Origin of the sequence: Pseudomonas sp. GWSMS-1 (assembly GCF_049847425.1) — a bacterium.
Classification (GTDB): domain Bacteria; phylum Pseudomonadota; class Gammaproteobacteria; order Pseudomonadales; family Pseudomonadaceae; genus Aquipseudomonas.
In genome coordinates, this window is sequence record NZ_JBMHHV010000005.1 from 1,878,726 (window position 1) to 1,894,816 (window position 16,091).

Below are 16,091 nucleotides of genomic sequence, written 5' to 3' on the forward strand. Positions count from 1 at the left end.
ACGGCTAGGCATAGCAGACCTCGTCAAGGGCGTGCCGGCCTTTTAGGCAGACCGGATCACGACAAACTTCAGGGTTGAACAGGAAGTCCGGTGATCCGGTAGAGACAAACTAAATGATCTAAAAAAGTCGTAGCAAATAATTTTTTAGCATTAGCTTATGGGCTTCACGACTAAGCAACGCTTATTCTTTTTAGTTACTACAAAGTAAAAATAAATTCTTTTTAGGGATTACTAATAATCCCTACAGTGCGCCCAAGCCGACAGCGGACTACCGCATCGGGCCCATAACAGGGGCTCCTTGTTTCCGCTAAGACTGGTGCAACGCACACCGTCCGCTCGAGCCCCTTCTGCAGTGCCACACACATTTCGCACAGACCTGCATTTGGAGCATCGAGCATGAACAAGTCCACACTGGCCCTGGCCATCACTTTGGTTGCCCTCGCCAACCAGGCCACCGCCGCCGGCTTTATCGAAGACAGCAAGGCCACGCTGAATCTGCGTAATTTCTATTACGACCGTAACGATAAAAACACCGCCAATAACAACACCGAGGCCAACGAATGGGGCCAGGGCTTGCAGCTCAACTTCGTCTCGGGCTACACCCAGGGCACCGTTGGTTTTGGTGTGGATGCCATCGGCCTGGTCGGGGTCAAGCTGGACAGCGGCGGCACTACGAGCAAAGCCGAGCGCAGCCGTAACCCTGGCGCGCTGTTCCCCCTGGAAAGCGACGGCAGTGCGGTGGACAACTACGGCAAGGCGGGCGTGACCGGCAAAGTGCGTCTCTCCAAGACCGAACTGCGCATCGGCACCCTGCAGCCCAAGCTGCCAGTGATCACCTTCAACGATGGTCGTCTACTGCCGCAAACCTTTGAAGGCGCACAAGTCACCTCCGCCGAGATCGACGGCCTGACCCTCACCGCCGGCCAACTGGAAAGCACCAAGACCCGCAGCTCCACCGACGATGTCGCTTTGCGTATTGGTGGCGCCGGTAGCGTCCAGGGCAAGGCCGCCGACTCTAATGAATTCATCTATGCCGGTGGCGACTACAAGATCACCAAGGACCTCACCGCGCAGTACTACTACGGCAGCCTGGAAGACTTCTATAAACAGCACTTCCTCGGCCTGACCCATAACCTGGCTCTGCCAGTCGGCGCGCTGAAAACCGATCTGCGTTATTTCAACAGCGGTTCCGATGGCAAGAACGGCAGCCTCGCCGGCCGTACCGAAGGCTACAAAAGCAGCGGTTTCTGGCGTGCTGGCGACAGCAACACCGGTGAAGTCGACAACAACACCTGGAGCGCGCTGTTCACCTACAGCCTGAGTGGCCATGCGCTGATCGCCGGTTATCAGCAAGTGTCCGGCGACAGCGCCTTCCCGTTTGTAAACCAGGGTGACGGTGCCAGCGCGTACCTGATCACTGACCGGCAGATCGGTAAGTTCGCCAGCGCCGGCGAGCGTACCTGGCTGGCCGAATACGGCTATGACTTTGCCAGCGCCGGCATTCCAGGCCTGAAAGCCACCGTGACCTACCTGTCTGGCAACAACATCGACGCTGCTGCCAGCGACCGCAAAGAATGGGAACGCGACTTCCGTTTGGACTACGCCCTGCAAGACGGCCCGCTGAAAGGCCTGGGCTTGTCCTGGCGAAACGCGACCTTCCGCAGCAACGCAGCGACCGATCTGGACGAGAACCGTCTGATCGTCAGCTACAGCCTGCCCCTGCTGTAACCCTAAACCCACGTTGTGCTGCATCTCCTGACCGGCGCGCCAACGGGCCGGAAGGCAGCCCTGCCCCAAACGGGTGTAGCCACTGCTGCGCGATGTCGGCCTTAACGGCAAGGCCTACGCAACTTTCCGGCGGCCAGGTGCAGCGCGCGGTTATTGCCCGTGGGCTGTATCGCAGGCCGCTGTGCCGTTACTCGATGGGCCGTTCAGTGCTGTGGATGCCTTCACCCGCATGAAGCTGCAGGAGCTGCTCAGCGAGCTGGCCCGTCCGCGAGACCGGCGCTCGGGCGAACAGGCCTACCTGCGTGGAGAAGCCCTGACCGAGCTGTACCAGTCCCACGCGCTATAACCAGATTCCTCAGGTGGAATATTTACTGGGCGCATGCCCGGTTTTTTTGTGTACGTACCCAGTAGGTGTTGCACAGCGCTTTTGTAGGGTGGGTTAGCGGCGCTGGGGTTGGTTATAGGGGCACCACACAATTGAGTGCCGCGTAACCCACCATCGTGGTTTGCCGGTAGATCGCGATGGTGGGTTAAGGCGCGTTGAGAGTCGATGGTGTTTGTCTGATCCCGGTTCGCGCCTAATCCATCCTACGCATTACTGCCTCACCAATCGCATATTCCTTTAAGTGCTAAATAAATGGTTATTTATTCTTTTTAAAATATAAAAAGCCTAAGCATAGTGAGTACCACGTAACGACCGACCCAAGGAGAACACGCATGACCATCCGACTCGGCGACATCGCCCCCGATTTCGAACAGGACTCCAGTGAAGGCCGCATTCGCTTCCACGAATGGCTGGGCAATAGCTGGGGCGTGCTGTTCTCCCACCCGGCTGACTTCACCCCGGTATGCACCACCGAACTGGGCTTTACCGCCAAGCTTAAAGAGCAGTTTGCCGAACGCGGCGTCAAGGCCATCGCGCTGTCGATTGACCCGGTGGACTCGCACATCAAATGGATCGACGACATCAACGAAACGCAAAACACCACGGTCAACTTCCCGATCCTGGCCGACGCCGATCGCAAGGTCTCCGACCTCTACGACCTGATCCACCCGAACGCCGACGACACCCTGACCGTGCGTTCGTTGTTCATCATCGACCCGAACAAGAAAGTGCGCCTGACCATCACCTACCCGGCCAGCACCGGGCGCAACTTCCACGAGATCCTGCGGGTGATCGATTCGCTGCAATTGACCGACAACCACAAGGTCGCCACCCCAGCCAACTGGGTGGACGGTGATGAGGTTGTGATCGTGCCGTCGCTCAAGGATGAGGAGGAGATCAAGCAGCGCTTCCCCAAAGGCTATCGCGCGGTCAAACCTTACTTGCGCCTAACCCCGCAGCCAAACCGCTAAGAACCTGTTTACGATCTGCTGCGCGTCGGCCCTGCTGCGAGATCGTAAATAGGCTCTAAGGACCTAAGGAGCCCGAATAATGCTGGTCGTATCCCTAGGCGGCAGCCCGAGCCTGAAATCACGCAGCAATATTCTGCTTGATCGCGCCAAACACTGGTTACAGCTGCGCGGTGTTGAAGTGATCAGCTACCAGGGGCGTGATTTCAATGCCGAAGACTTGCTGTTTGCCAATTTCAGCAGCCCGGCCGTGCAGCAACTGATTGAGCAGGTAGCGCGCGCCGACGGCGTGATTATCGCCACACCGGTGTACAAGGCGTCGTTTTCCGGCGCGCTGAAGACCCTGCTCGATGTGCTGCCCGAGCGCGCGTTGAACCACAAGGTGGTGCTGCCCATTGCCACCGGTGGCAGCAGCGCGCACATGCTGGCGGTGGACTATGCGCTCAAGCCGGTACTGGCGGCGCTGAAAGCTCAGGAAATGCTGCACGCCATCTTTGCTGACGACAGCCAGATTGCCTACGGCGAGAACGGCGCACCGGCGCAACTGGCACCGGCCCTGGAACAACGATTGGATGATGCCTTACAGCACTTCCAGCAGGCCCTGGCCCGCCGTCCGGCACCGATTGAACCGGGTGTGCTGAATGATCGACTGATCAACGCCCGCTGGAGTATCTGACACACCGCAAGACGTTTTACCTCACCTTACTCGCCCGCCAACGGGCAAGCAGGTCGCAACCCAAAAACCCCAACTGCAAAGGAGAGCGCTATGCGCACTAAAACCTTGCGTCGGAGTCTGGTCGCCCTGTTTGTCGCGGCCAGCGCTTTTGGCGCCATCACTCAAGCCCAAGCCGAAGAACTGCGTATCGGCTATCAGAAATACGGCACCCTGGTGCTACTCAAGGCCAGTGGCTCACTGGAAAAGCGCCTTGCCGATCAAGGCGTAACCGTGAAGTGGACGGAGTTCCCGGCCGGCCCCCAGTTGCTCGAAGGCCTGAACGTCGGTTCGGTGGACTTCGGCACCACCGGCGAAACCCCACCGGTATTTGCCCAGGCAGCAGGCGCTGACTTGCAATACGTAGCCTTTGAGCCGCCAGCACCGTTCAGCGAAGCCATTCTGGTGCCGAAAGACTCAACACTGAAATCGGTTGCTGATCTCAAAGGCAAGAAAATCGCCCTGAACAAAGGCTCCAACGTGCACTACCTCTTGGTACGCGCCCTGGAAGATGCCGGCCTGAAATACAGCGATATCCAACCGGTGTACCTGCCGCCCGCCGATGCCCGCGCCGCCTTCGAGCGTGGCAGCGTCGACGCCTGGGTCATCTGGGACCCCTTCCAGGCAGCAGCAGAAAACCAGTTGCACGCACGCACCCTGCGTGACGGCAAAGACCTGGTCAGCAATCACCAGTTTTACCTGACATCCAAACCTTTTGAGCAGAAGAACCCGGAAGTGGTCGTCGCCCTGGTTGATGAAATCCGCAAAATCGGTGAGTGGACCAAAGCCAACACTGATGCGGCCACAGCCCAAGTTGCGCCACTGCTCGGTTTGTCTCCTGAGATCACGCGCATTGCAGTAGAGCGCCAGGGTTACGGTGCCCAGCTGATCACCCCGGACGTGGTCGAGGCTCAACAGAAGATCGCCGACACCTTCACCGACCTCAAGCTGATCCCCAAGCGCCTGGTGATCAAGGACGTGATCTGGACTCGGCCAGATGGAGCGCCAACTACGGCGTCCTCAGCCAAGGTAGCAGCGGCCCAATAAGGCTCACCACGCTCTCCCCACACAGCCCGGATGCACGCCGGGCTGCACCACCGATTTCGTAAAAGGAGACCACTCCATGAGTTTGAATATTTTCTGGTTCCTGCCCACCCATGGCGACGGCAAGTACCTGGGCACCAGCGAGGGCGCGCGCGCCGTCGATCACGGCTACCTCACCCAAATTGCTCAAGCAGCCGACCGTCTGGGTTTTGGCGGTGTACTGATCCCGACCGGACGTTCCTGCGAGGACTCCTGGCTGGTGGCCGCGTCGCTGATTGCCGCGACCCAGCGCCTGAAATTTCTCGTCGCCCTGCGCCCCGGGGTCATCTCGCCAACCGTGGCCGCGCGTCAGGCTGCAACCCTGGATCGCCTCTCGGGCGGCCGCGCGCTGTTCAACCTGGTGACCGGTGGTGACCCGGATGAGTTGGCCGGTGATGGCCTCAACCTGCCCCACGCCGAACGCTATGAAGCCTCGGTGGAATTCACCCGCATCTGGCGCCGCGTGCTGGAAGGTGAAGTGGTGGACTACGACGGTAAACATATTCAAGTCAAAGGCGCCAAACTGCTCTACCCGCCCATTCAACAACCACGTCCGCCGCTGTATTTCGGCGGCTCGTCAGACGCGGCGCAGGACCTGGCCGCCGAGCAGGTCGAGCTTTATCTGACCTGGGGCGAGCCACCGGCCGCCGTGGCCGAGAAGATTGCAGCGGTACGCGAGAAGGCCGCAGCCCAAGGCCGCGAAGTGCGCTTCGGCATCCGCCTGCACGTTATTGTGCGCGAAACCAATGCCGAAGCCTGGGCTGCTGCTGACAAGCTGATCAGCCATGTCGACGACGACACCATCGCCCGCGCTCAGGCCTCCCTGGCGCGCTTTGACTCGGTCGGCCAGCAGCGTATGGCCGACCTGCACGACGGCAGCAAGGACAACCTGGAAGTCAGCCCCAACCTCTGGGCCGGAGTCGGCCTGGTACGCGGCGGTGCCGGCACGGCACTGGTTGGCGATGGCCCGACGGTGGCCGCGCGGGTCAAGGAATACGCCGACCTGGGCATCGACACCTTTATTTTCTCTGGCTATCCGCATTTGGAGGAGTCGTACCGGGTTGCCGAACTGTTGTTCCCGCACCTGGACGTTAACCGTCCCGAAGTGCCAGCTAGCCAGGGTTATGTCAGCCCGTTTGGGGAAATGATCTCCAGCGACATTCTGCCCAAAGCGGCGTCGGCCAGTTGATCTGAAGACATCGTAGCCCGGATGAAATCCGGGGCTCTGCACTCCGGTTTCCCCGGATTGCATCCGGGCTACGCGGAGATGTGGATAACGATATTTCGAGGTACCGATGAGCAACACAATCTTAAACAACCTGACCCTGCGCTTAGCCCCATGGGCCTTGCCCGTGGCGCTGCTGACGGCCTGGCAACTGGCGGTGGTCAGCGGCCTGCTGTCCACGCGGATTCTCCCGGCGCCCAGCGCAGTGCTCAACGCGGCCTGGGAGCTGCTGCGCAGCGGTGAAATCTGGACCCACCTGGCCATCAGCGGCTGGCGCGCGGCTATTGGCTTTGTTATCGGCGGCAGCCTGGGCTTGCTACTGGGTTTTATCACCGGCCTGTCGACCTGGGGTGAGCGCCTGCTCGACAGCTCGGTGCAGATGATCCGTAACGTGCCGCACCTGGCGCTGATCCCGCTGGTGATCCTCTGGTTCGGTATCGACGAGAGCGCAAAGATCTTTCTAGTCGCCCTCGGCACGCTGTTCCCGATCTACCTGAACACCTACCACGGCATTCGCAACGTCGACCCAGCCTTGGTGGAAATGGCGCGCAGCTACGGCCTGTCAGGCTTCAGCCTGTTCCGTCAGGTAATCCTGCCCGGCGCCCTGCCCTCGATCCTGGTCGGCGTGCGCTTTGCCCTCGGCTTTATGTGGCTGACGCTGATCGTCGCGGAAACCATTTCCGCCAGCGCCGGCATCGGCTACCTGGCCATGAATGCCCGCGAATTTCTGCAAACCGATGTCGTGGTGGTGGCGATTCTGCTCTACGCCGTGCTCGGCAAGCTGGCCGATTTAGCCGCACGCACACTTGAGCGCAGCTGGCTGCGCTGGCACCCGGCCTATCAGGTCAAGGGAGATGGACAATGACTGCGCTGCACACCTTAAAACGCGGCCTGCCGCTGGCAATCAACGCGATTCACAAGGCCTTCGGCGAACGCGAAGTGCTGAAGAATGTTCAGCTCAACATACCCGCCGGGCAGTTTGTCGCCGTAGTCGGCCGCAGTGGTTGTGGCAAGAGCACCCTGCTGCGTCTGCTGGCCGGCCTGGATGTACCCACCCAGGGCGAACTGCAGGCCGGTAATGGCGCGCTGGCCGCCTCACGCGAAGATATTCGTCTGATGTTCCAGGACTCGCGTCTGCTGCCCTGGAAGCGCGTAATCGACAACGTCGGCCTGGGCCTGTCCGGTAACTGGCGGCCGCAAGCGCAACAGGCGCTGGACGCTGTTGGCCTGGCTGACCGCGCCTACGAATGGCCTGCTGCTTTGTCTGGCGGACAGAAACAGCGCGTGGCCCTGGCCCGTGCGCTGATCCACCAACCGCGCCTGTTGCTGCTGGATGAGCCACTCGGCGCGCTGGATGCATTGACCCGCATCGAGATGCAGCAACTGATCGAGCGCTTGTGGCAACAGCATGGTTTCACCGTATTGCTGGTAACTCACGATGTCAGCGAAGCGGTGGCAATTGCCGACCGGGTGATTCTGATCGAGGACGGCCAAGTCGGCCTGGACCTCAACGTCGACCTACCGCGCCCGCGTCAGCGCGCCTCAGCCAGCCTGGCGGCGGTTGAGGAACAGGTGCTTAACCGCGTGCTGGCCCTGCCTGAACTGCCGCCACAACCCGAAGCCATTTCACCCTTGCCCACGCAGTTGCGCTGGGCGCTTTAACCCGCACGAGCAACCTTAGAACCTAGGAGCAACACCATGACCATTAAAGCCATCAACGTACGCAACCAGTTCAAAGGCACCATCAAGGAAATCGTATTGGGTGACGTACTCTCGGAAATCGACGTACAGACCGCCTCGGGCATCGTCACCTCGGTGATCACCACCCGCTCGGTCAAAGAGCTGGAATTCGGCGTTGGCAGCGAAGTGATCGCCTTCGTAAAATCCACCGAGGTGTCGATCGCCAAGCTGTGAGTGAAAAAGCCAGCGCAGACCGAAAATATCGATCTGCGCTGGCCTTGGTCTTCTAAAACTGCGAGTCAAGCATCTGACCTGCGCGTTTTATTCTTCGCTGATGATGAGTTCCACGCGGCGATTCATCTGCCGACCAGAGGCTGATTCATTACCGGCAACCGGCATGCTCTCGCCTTTGCCCGACGCACTCAAACGGCTTGGCGCAACGCCTTGAATGGTCAGGTAACTCATCACAGACGTGGCACGACGCTGGGACAAGCTCAGGTTGTTTTCCTCGCTGCCAACGCTATCGGTATGCCCTTCAATCATCACGCGACGCTCAGGGTTCTGGTTAAGAAAAATCGCCAGCTTGCCCAGGTTATTCGCTGTGCCCGCACGCAACTCGGAGCGCCCCGTGGCAAACAACACATCACCCAAGGTCATCACCAGGCCACGCTCGGTTTGCTTGGCATTTAGCTCATCAAGCTGACGCTGCAACTGATCGGCCTCCTGGGTACGCGAATCCAAGCGTGCGCCGGCGCGATTGGCGCTGAGTACCTTGCGCTGGTCTTCATAAAAGCGCGTTTGCGCCAAGGCATTGGCAATTTCTACCCGGCGGTCTGCCATCACGACCAAATGCTGGCCCAATGCCTGTGCTTCAGGCTGGTCCTTACGCGGTTGCTCGGCCGCGATCACCGCTTGCTCGGCCGCTTTGAGCGCAACGGGTGCACGCGTACTCAGTTGTGGATCGGCTTGCAGCTGCGTGAGCTTACCGCGCACTTCGGCGGAACCTTGCGGCATGCTGGGTGGAGAGGCACAACCGGCCACACTTAGGCCGATCGCTGCGGCCAGCAGGTACTTAACGTGATGGGCAGTGTTCATTGTGATGCTCCCGTGTTGCGCTGCATTTCCTGCTTCAGGCTGTTGGTGCTTTTGCGCATTTCGTCATTGACCACCTTGGCCTTGGTCGCCTGTGACATAGCCAGGGCCAACTCGGCCTCAACCCGCGACTGTTCGGCCAGGCGCTCAGCCAGCACCATCTCTTCACGCTGCACGGCCAAATTGGCCGACGCCAATTTCTCCCGTGCAACGCCCAACTGCGGCGAGGCGTAGTCAGCCACACGCGCTTGTTCGGCATTGCTGATTGCGGTTTTTGCCGCTTGCAACGCTTGGTCAGGCGCAACCGGCGGCGTAGCGCAGGCGCTCAGCAACAGCAGCCCGCTAAAAACGCCGGCCAGGCGCAACGCGGCCCTGCCAGAAAGCATCGTTGAAGTCCTGTTCATAGGTATGTCCTCAAAGCAATGAAGAATGAGCCCGCCGTGCAGGTACCCGCACGGCGGCTCAAGTTGGCTAGACCACAGCGCCCTTTAAGCGCTGCAGAGAGCGTTCTTAGCGGCCCGCACATGGGCTAACGACACAGCCGGGCGGCGCGCTTTGCGCCAGGTTCATGGCGATCAGCAGACTGCCCACGGCGATCCCGGCATAGGCGATCGCAAACACTAATAAAAACGGGCGGTAATCGATGTTCATCACGTATCTCCAATCAGTGGACAAGGCGATAAAGCCTCAAACCGCGCCGTTATCGCGCGGGCCTTTGCGGGCAAAAAATCCTCTGACCTGAGCATCTGCGTCACCGCGGGAGAAGCCATAACGCGCCTGCAGCAAGCCGGCTAGGTGCTGCATGTGGCCGGTGTGGTGCAGCGCAGGGTTATGGTTCAAGCGCGCCCAGGTCATCTGCAGAGCACCCACGGACTGACGCCACTGGCCATGCAGGCACTGCAACCGCTGCAGGCTCATGGGTGCCCCACCGCAGCACACGCAAAGACGTGGGCATCAGCCTTTGCAGAGCAGGTTGAGCGATCAGTTCGAATGGCCGTACACATGCGGTGTCTCCCAGTGCAACGCTGCTCTCAACACTGGACGCAGCTCACTGAGGACAGCATCACCGCCGCGCATAGGCCTGTCGGTACGCTGGCACGCATAGCCATACAAACAGCTAAAGCATGGCTATTGGCCTGCGTTCGGCGGCGCACAGACGGGCTTGGCAGTGCTGCCTAAGCTGGTGCTTCGGCCGTCAGTGACGGTTCATGAGCAGGAGCAGCACGATGGACCTCTACCGCCACCACGTATCGGGTTTCTTTAGCCAACGCAGCACCGCCGAACAGGCGCTGGCCCAATTGATTCAGCGGGGCATGCACAGCGAGCAATTGCAGATAGTCGCCAGCAACGCAGATGCCCCGCCCGCCCCCGCCCCCGCGCCCCAGGCCAGAAGCAACAAGGTGTTGAAGGACATGCTGATCGACATCACCATTGGCACCGGGATCGGTATTGGCATCGGCGCGTTGGTTGCAGTGGCGATGATTGTCAGCGAGGCGAGCCTGTTTTATGCCAGCCCGCTGCTCGCACCGTTGGCGCTGATGGGCATGAGCGGATTTATCGGGGTTTTCTTGGCAGCGTGATCGGGGCGTCATCGGCCGCCGGCGCGCATCACGGCCGTTTTGCCGCGTTGGTGAGCAAAAGCATTACTCACGGTGATGTGGTGCTGGTGGCGCAAACCGACAGCGAGCAGCAAACCAGCATGGCCCGTGAAGTGATCAAAGCCACTGCCGGCCTGGTCAAGGACATCAACATGGCCACTACCCGCTCGCCATAAACGCTGCCCGCCGACCTTCTCGCTCAGGGTCCGCAGTGCACGGCAGCAGTGCGAGCAGATGTACCGCGCGGCTGCCAACAAGCCGGGCAAAAGCGTCTTCACCAGACCTCACGAGCCGATCCAATGCTGGCAATTGTCCGCGCCTCACTGCAAGCGGAAGTGCGCCAGCTCGCTAGCGCTCAGCACGCGCATGCGTTGCGGCTCGGTGCGGTTAATCGCCTCAAGCAGCGCAAGCGGTACCTGCATGTCCTTGAAGTACGCCACCTGACGGGCACGATTGACGCCCTGCCTGGAGGCCGAATGCACCGAGTCACTGCCCGCGTAATAGGGCCGATGAATGCCCACATAACCCCGCACGGTTTTACGCTGCCCCGCCGCCAGCAGGTACACGCAACTGCCTTGGCATACACCGGTGGATGGCACCAGGCTGTCAAAGCGGGTTTCGCGCAGCAGGCGGCCGATGCGCATGGCCTCATCCACACTGCCACCGATGCTGTCGAGCATGACAATTTTCCTGGCAAATGTGCCCGGGTTGGCCTTGATGCCTTTGAGCAAGGCCTCATAATCGCCCGGCGCAATATCCTCGGAAACCTTAGCCACCAGGATCCGTCCCAGCGTCTTATGCTGGCCGGCCTGCACTTCGACCTTGGCCTGCGCGGCGCTCGCACACAGCGTCGCCATGCAAATAATTACAGCCTGAAACACACTACGGCTCATAAATCCGACAATTCCTTAAGCAACGTCACCCGTGGGTGGGCAAGATACCTTGCAGCAGCGATTGCGCATACGCCGAATCAGCCTCAATCAACGCCCCCACTTCACCGCAGAGAGAGCCCCGTGGCCACGATGTTCGAGATCCAACAGCAGAACCCCGAGCGCTACCGCCAACAAACCCGCCGCAGCACGCTAATCATCGCCCTGACGTTCGTTGTGCTGGCCATGCTGCTGTCCACCACCACCGTCATGCTGTTTGGCCAACCGGGCGGGGATAATTTCCGCTGGAACATGGCCGGCGTGATTATCGCCCTGCTGCTGACTGTGGCCCTGGTACGCGGCTTTATGTGGTCACAACCCTGGATGGCGGCGGCGGCCTATGGCTGGCAGCTTAAGCGCAGCCTGATGCGCATCACCAATGTGATGCACCACGTCAAAGCCGGGGTAGCTGCACATGACCCCGACGCCATGAAGTTGCTGCGCTTCTATCATCTCGGCCTGACCCAAATGCACCAGCTGGACGGCAACTCCAGCGCACTCAGCGAAGCCGTGGCGGAGATCAACCGGCACAAAGAGCGCATGGAAAGCCTGGGGATGGACATCGATCAACCGCAGCTCAATCCCGATTGGATCGAGGCGGTGAAAAAGATCAGTGCGCTGCCCGGCTAAACATCGCCAACCACAACCTTGCTGCACGCAAAACAGCAGCGGCCAGCCCCCTGCATTGCCGCTGCAATCGATCATGGCCTCTGCACTGGGTAAAACCTGGTCGGTGGGTTTCCAACTGAAAGCCCGCTATTGTTTCACTCGTTATCTTTACAGGAGCCTCACCATGACACTCATGCAACGTAGAACTGCGCTCATCTTGGCTGGCTTACTGGCCATGGGCAGCGCCTTCGCTCAAGCGGAAACGCCCGTGCGTGTGGGCTCCAAGATCGACACCGAGGGCAAGTTGCTGGGCAATATGATTGTGCTGGCACTGGAAGCCAACGGCATCAAGACCGAGAACAAATCTGGCCTGGGCAACACCCAGGTGATGCGCGGCGCGCTGACCGCCGGCGAAATTGATCTGTACCCTGAATACACCGGTAACGGCGCCTTCATTTTTGCCGAAGAGTCCAACCCGGTTTGGAAAGACGCCAAAGCCGGCTACGAACGCGTCAAGGCGCTGGACTATGAGCAGAACAACATTGTTTGGCTGACGCCTGCGCCAGCCAACAACACCTGGGCGATTGCCATTCGCCAAGATGTGGCCACCCCCAACCAACTGAAGACCCTCGACGACCTGGGCCAATGGCTGGGCAAAGGTGGGCAGTTCAAGCTGGCCGCCTCGGCTGAGTTTGTCGAGCGCTCGGACGCGCTACCCGCCTTCCAAACGGCCTACAACTTCACCCTCAAGCCCGAGCAACTGCTGACGTTGGCCGGTGGCGATACAGCGGTGACGATTCGTGCGGCCGGTGAACAAACCTCCGGCGTCAACGCGGCCATGGCCTATGGCACAGACGGCGCCGTGGCCGCCTTGGGCCTGGTGATTCTCGACGACCCAAAAGGCGTGCAGCCTATTTATGCACCCGCGCCGATTGTTCGCGAAGACACGCTCAAGCAACACCCTCAGATCGCCGACGCCCTGGCGCCGGTATTCGAACTGCTGGATGGCCCCACACTGCAGAGCCTAAATGCCAAGATTCAACTCGAAGGCCAGGACGCGAAGAAAGTCGCCGCGGACTTCCTCACATCCAAAGGGCTGCTGCAATAAGCCTGCTGATGACCCCTTACTTGAGCGTCAATCACGGTGGTTAGCGCTTTAAGCTCAGCCGTCCAACCGCGCTGGCGAACTGCACAGGCTGCACTTTCGCTGCTGGTGGTCAGTGCTTTGTGGAGCCTACCGCTGGTGCGCGTAGCGCCCAATCGTCTGGTGTCGGGCGAAGCCGTCTCATTCTTCGCACTGCTGCAAGGGCCCGTCTGGGGCTTGGCCATATTGCTGGTCGGGTTGTTATTACTCTCCTTAGCACCGCCCCGTCGCATCTATTTATGGCTGACCGTCGCAGCGGCAACCGTGTTAGCAGTGGGGCTGGGCGCTCTAGCCGCAAGCCACGCCACCCAGGTGGTGCAGGCAAGCGCGCCGTTTGCCCGCACGGCATTGGGCAGTGGCCTGTGGCTGGCGTGGTTGCTGTTCGGCTTAGTGCTGGCCGATGCACTGCAAGCCCTGCGCGCCGGCACCTTGGCGCGGTTGGGCGTGGCCACGGCGGCCTTGTTGCCGCTGGCGCTCTTGCTGGCCAGCGGCGGTGCCGATGAGTTGTCGATCATGAAGGAGTACGCCAACCGCAGCGATGAGTACTGGGGCGTGATTGCCCGACATTGCCAGATCGTCGCGCTGGCGCTGTTGTTTACCCTGGCCGTTGGCCTGCCGCTCGGCTGGGCCACTCATCGTTACGCGCGAGTCGGGCGCGCGATGTTTCCGCTGCTCAATATCGTCCAAACCATCCCCTCGATTGCGCTGTTTGGCCTGCTGATGGCGCCGTTGGCTTGGTTGGCCGCGAGTTGGCCGGCACTGGGCCGTGCTGGTATCAGTGGCGTGGGGCTGGCCCCAGGCGTATTGGCATTAACGCTGTACAGCTTGCTGCCCGTGGTGCGCGGCACGCTGGCAGGGCTGGCGCAGGTGCCATCGGCAGTCACGCAGGCGGCGCTAGGTTTGGGCTTTACCCCGGCGCAATTGTTTTGGCAGGCGCAGGTACCGCTGGCGCTGCCCGTGGTGTTGAGTGGCGTGCGCATCGCCAGCATTCAGGCGGTGGGCCTGGCCGCGGTGACAGCGCTGATTGGTGCAGGCGGTCTGGGTAGCCTGATGTTTGAAGGGTTGTTCAGCAGCGCCCAGGATTTGGTGCTGCTCGGTGTGGTGCCCATCGTCGTGCTGGGTGCGTTGGTGGACGGCCTGTTCAAACTGCTGATCGGCCTGTCCGCTAAGGCCACACCCACCATGGAGTTCGCGCAGTGATCGAATTTAACAACGTGACTAAAACCTATGGCCATGCCGCTGACGCCCCCAAAGCGCTGGACGACGTAAGCCTGCGCATTAGTCGCGGTGAACTGGTGGTGTTGATTGGCGCCTCGGGGTCGGGCAAATCCACCTTACTGAAAATGATCAACCGCATGGAGCAGCCCGACAGCGGCCGCGTGATGCTGGATGGGCAGGACACAGCGCACATGCCCGTGCGTGAACTGCGCCTGCGCATGGGCTATGTGATTCAGTCGGTGGGGCTGTTCCCGCACTGGACGGTGGCGCGCAATATTGGCGTAGTGCCAACCATGCTCGGCTGGTCGCCCGAACGCATTACGGCACGCGTCACCGAACTGTTGCGCGTGTTTGACCTGGACCCTGCCACCTATGGCCCGCGCTACCCGCACCAGTTGTCGGGTGGGCAGCAGCAGCGCGTGGGCGTGGCACGCGCGTTGGCGGGCGACCCGGAGGTGCTGCTGATGGATGAGCCCTTCGGCGCGCTGGACCCGCTTATTCGCATGGCCTTGCAGGACGAGGTCAAGCGCATTCATCAAGACTCGGGCAAGACCATCGTCATGGTCACGCATGACATCGACGAGGCACTGCGCCTGGGCACCCAGATCGTGTTGCTGGAGCAGGGCCGGATTGTGCAGGTCGGCTCACCGTTGGCACTACTGAGCCAGCCCGCCAATGAGCAGGTGGCCGACTTTATCGGACGCAGCGACGTCGGCATTAAGCTGCTGTCGCTTCACCGCGCGGATAGCCTTGCACGGGCTGAGGCGCCACACAACGGGCCCAGCCTGCCCGCCAACGCCAGCCTGCGCGAGGCCGTTTCAACCCTGGCGCTGTATGGCTGCAACACCCTCAATCTACTGGACGACGCAGGCGTGCACGCGGGAGTGCTGCACGCGGCCGACCTGTTCAGCCATGCGCGTAATGGCGCGCTGCAGGCAAGCGCTGAACAGGGGCCGCATGCTTAAGCCGCGCTACACCTGGTTGGGCGACAAACTCCTGTGGGCCATATTGCTGTTGGCCGCATTAGTAATCGGCCTGCCCCACAGCGAACCGCTGTTCGCCAGTTTATTCCCGCAATTGGAGCGACCAGTTTATCGCCAGGAGTCATTCACTCAACTGTTGTGGCAGCACCTGCTGCTGGTGGGGGTGTCGGGGGCGGCCGCTGTGCTGGTGGGTACGCTGGCCGGAGTTTGGGTAACCAGGCCGGCCGGGCGAGCTTTTCGCCCGGTGCTGGAAACGCTGGTGTCCATGGGCCAAACCCTGCCGCCAGTGGCGGTACTGGCACTGGCGGTGCCGGCGGTGGGCTTTGGTGAATTACCCGCTTTGATCGCGCTGACGCTTTATGGGCTATTGCCGGTGGTGCAAGGCACGATCACCGGCCTACACGCCGTGCCTGCTCCCGTGCTGCAAGCGGCCAACGGCATGGGCCTGTCGCCGTGGCAGCGCCTACGCCAGGTCGAGGGGCCACTGGCCATGCCGGTATGGCTATCGGGGGTGCGCACCTCAGTCATCATCAACATCGGCACGGCAGCCATCGCCTCAACCGTCGGCACCAAAACGCTTGGCTCGCCCATCATTGTCGGTTTGAGCGGCTTCAATACCGCCTATGTGCTGCAAGGCGCAGTGGTCGTAGGCATGCTGGCCGTGGTGGTGGACATGGGCTTTGAGCGCTTGGCACGGCGTGTCGATTGGGCGCACTGAGCGGGCTCTGCGCCTGCTC

General features: G+C 60.8%; 20 protein-coding genes and 1 pseudogene. 16 read left to right on the top strand and 5 right to left on the bottom strand.

The genetic code is table 11. The features are described from left to right. Positions 1–396 precede the first annotated feature (396 nt). The 9 genes and pseudogenes from ACEPAJ_RS12300 (at position 397) to ACEPAJ_RS12340 (ending at position 8,015) form a co-directional block, all read left to right on the top strand. Entirely contained in the window at positions 397–1,728 is a 1,332-nt protein-coding gene (locus ACEPAJ_RS12300; RefSeq protein ID WP_425915071.1) for an OprD family porin, read from the top strand. A 113-nt stretch (positions 1,729–1,841) separates the two neighbouring features. Next, positions 1,842–2,074 (top strand): annotated as a pseudogene (locus tag ACEPAJ_RS12305) (ABC transporter ATP-binding protein); the annotation flags it as partial. A gap of 371 nt (positions 2,075–2,445) precedes the next feature. Next, entirely contained in the window at positions 2,446–3,084 is a 639-nt protein-coding gene (locus tag ACEPAJ_RS12310; protein ID WP_425915073.1) for a peroxiredoxin, read from the top strand. A 79-nt stretch (positions 3,085–3,163) separates the two neighbouring features. Further along, entirely contained in the window at positions 3,164–3,757 is a 594-nt protein-coding gene (gene ssuE, locus ACEPAJ_RS12315; protein ID WP_425915075.1) for an NADPH-dependent FMN reductase, read from the top strand. A 90-nt stretch (positions 3,758–3,847) separates the two neighbouring features. Further along, positions 3,848–4,840 (top strand): sulfonate ABC transporter substrate-binding protein, encoded by a 993-nt coding sequence (locus tag ACEPAJ_RS12320; protein ID WP_425915077.1) that lies wholly within the window; start codon positions 3,848–3,850, stop codon positions 4,838–4,840. Positions 4,841–4,916: 76 nt separating this feature from the next. Further along, entirely contained in the window at positions 4,917–6,065 is a 1,149-nt protein-coding gene (ssuD, locus tag ACEPAJ_RS12325; protein ID WP_425915079.1) for an FMNH2-dependent alkanesulfonate monooxygenase, read from the top strand. A gap of 106 nt (positions 6,066–6,171) precedes the next feature. Further along, the gene (gene ssuC / locus ACEPAJ_RS12330) at positions 6,172–6,966 is read left to right on the top strand and encodes an aliphatic sulfonate ABC transporter permease SsuC (RefSeq protein ID WP_425915080.1); all 795 of its coding nucleotides are present in this window, start codon (positions 6,172–6,174) and stop codon (positions 6,964–6,966) included. Next, complete coding sequence (ssuB, locus tag ACEPAJ_RS12335; RefSeq protein ID WP_425915082.1) at positions 6,963–7,763, top strand: aliphatic sulfonates ABC transporter ATP-binding protein; 801 nt, start codon at positions 6,963–6,965, stop codon at positions 7,761–7,763. Before ssuC ends, ssuB begins: the two co-directional genes overlap by 4 nt. Before the next feature lie 36 nt (positions 7,764–7,799). Further along, positions 7,800–8,015 carry a TOBE domain-containing protein gene (locus ACEPAJ_RS12340; protein WP_425915084.1) on the top strand — a complete coding sequence of 72 codons (216 nt, stop codon included), beginning with the start codon at positions 7,800–7,802 and terminating at the stop codon, positions 8,013–8,015. A gap of 87 nt (positions 8,016–8,102) precedes the next feature. On the opposite strand, the gene ACEPAJ_RS12345 is transcribed toward ACEPAJ_RS12340, so the two are convergent. The 4 genes from ACEPAJ_RS12345 to ACEPAJ_RS12360 all read right to left on the bottom strand — a co-directional run bounded on the left by ACEPAJ_RS12345 (position 8,103) and on the right by ACEPAJ_RS12360 (position 9,791). Next, positions 8,103–8,876, bottom strand: a complete 774-nt coding sequence (locus ACEPAJ_RS12345) for an OmpA family protein (protein WP_425915086.1) — start codon at positions 8,874–8,876, stop codon at positions 8,103–8,105. Beyond that, entirely contained in the window at positions 8,873–9,259 is a 387-nt protein-coding gene (locus tag ACEPAJ_RS12350) for a DUF4398 domain-containing protein (protein ID WP_425915087.1), read from the bottom strand. Before ACEPAJ_RS12350 ends, ACEPAJ_RS12345 begins: the two co-directional genes overlap by 4 nt. A gap of 124 nt (positions 9,260–9,383) precedes the next feature. Beyond that, entirely contained in the window at positions 9,384–9,524 is a 141-nt protein-coding gene (locus ACEPAJ_RS12355) for a hypothetical protein (RefSeq protein WP_425915089.1), read from the bottom strand. 36 nt (positions 9,525–9,560) lie between these two features. Beyond that, complete coding sequence (locus ACEPAJ_RS12360; RefSeq protein ID WP_425915091.1) at positions 9,561–9,791, bottom strand: CsbD family protein; 231 nt, start codon at positions 9,789–9,791, stop codon at positions 9,561–9,563. Between the two features lie 308 nt (positions 9,792–10,099). Between ACEPAJ_RS12360 and ACEPAJ_RS12365 the strand changes: the two genes are divergently transcribed. Both ACEPAJ_RS12365 and ACEPAJ_RS12370 read left to right on the top strand, forming a co-directional pair. Beyond that, positions 10,100–10,453, top strand: a complete 354-nt coding sequence (locus tag ACEPAJ_RS12365) for a hypothetical protein (protein WP_425915093.1) — start codon at positions 10,100–10,102, stop codon at positions 10,451–10,453. After that, positions 10,450–10,647, top strand: a complete 198-nt coding sequence (locus ACEPAJ_RS12370; protein ID WP_425915095.1) for a hypothetical protein — start codon at positions 10,450–10,452, stop codon at positions 10,645–10,647. Before ACEPAJ_RS12365 ends, ACEPAJ_RS12370 begins: the two co-directional genes overlap by 4 nt. A gap of 144 nt (positions 10,648–10,791) precedes the next feature. On the opposite strand, the gene ACEPAJ_RS12375 is transcribed toward ACEPAJ_RS12370, so the two are convergent. Then, a complete protein-coding gene (locus ACEPAJ_RS12375; protein WP_425915097.1) occupies positions 10,792–11,364 on the bottom strand; it encodes a hypothetical protein in 573 nt (190 codons plus the stop codon). A gap of 129 nt (positions 11,365–11,493) precedes the next feature. Here ACEPAJ_RS12375 and ACEPAJ_RS12380 point away from each other — a divergent pair, with 129 nt between their 5' ends. The 5 genes from ACEPAJ_RS12380 to ACEPAJ_RS12400 all read left to right on the top strand — a co-directional run bounded on the left by ACEPAJ_RS12380 (position 11,494) and on the right by ACEPAJ_RS12400 (position 16,072). Then, complete coding sequence (locus ACEPAJ_RS12380) at positions 11,494–12,030, top strand: DUF3087 domain-containing protein (protein WP_425918027.1); 537 nt, start codon at positions 11,494–11,496, stop codon at positions 12,028–12,030. A gap of 163 nt (positions 12,031–12,193) precedes the next feature. Then, on the top strand, positions 12,194–13,117 hold the full coding sequence (gene osmF, locus ACEPAJ_RS12385; RefSeq protein ID WP_425915099.1) for a glycine betaine ABC transporter substrate-binding protein OsmF: 924 nt from the start codon (positions 12,194–12,196) through the stop codon (positions 13,115–13,117). A 117-nt stretch (positions 13,118–13,234) separates the two neighbouring features. Next, positions 13,235–14,353: an ABC transporter permease gene (locus tag ACEPAJ_RS12390; protein ID WP_425915101.1), complete on the top strand. Its 1,119-nt coding sequence runs from the start codon at positions 13,235–13,237 to the stop codon at positions 14,351–14,353. Next, positions 14,350–15,336 (top strand): ABC transporter ATP-binding protein, encoded by a 987-nt coding sequence (locus ACEPAJ_RS12395; RefSeq protein ID WP_425915103.1) that lies wholly within the window; start codon positions 14,350–14,352, stop codon positions 15,334–15,336. The genes ACEPAJ_RS12390 and ACEPAJ_RS12395 overlap by 4 nt, the downstream gene beginning before the upstream one ends. After that, positions 15,329–16,072, top strand: coding sequence for an ABC transporter permease (locus tag ACEPAJ_RS12400; protein WP_425915105.1), 744 nt, complete (start codon positions 15,329–15,331; stop codon positions 16,070–16,072). The genes ACEPAJ_RS12395 and ACEPAJ_RS12400 overlap by 8 nt, the downstream gene beginning before the upstream one ends. Positions 16,073–16,091 lie beyond the last annotated feature (19 nt).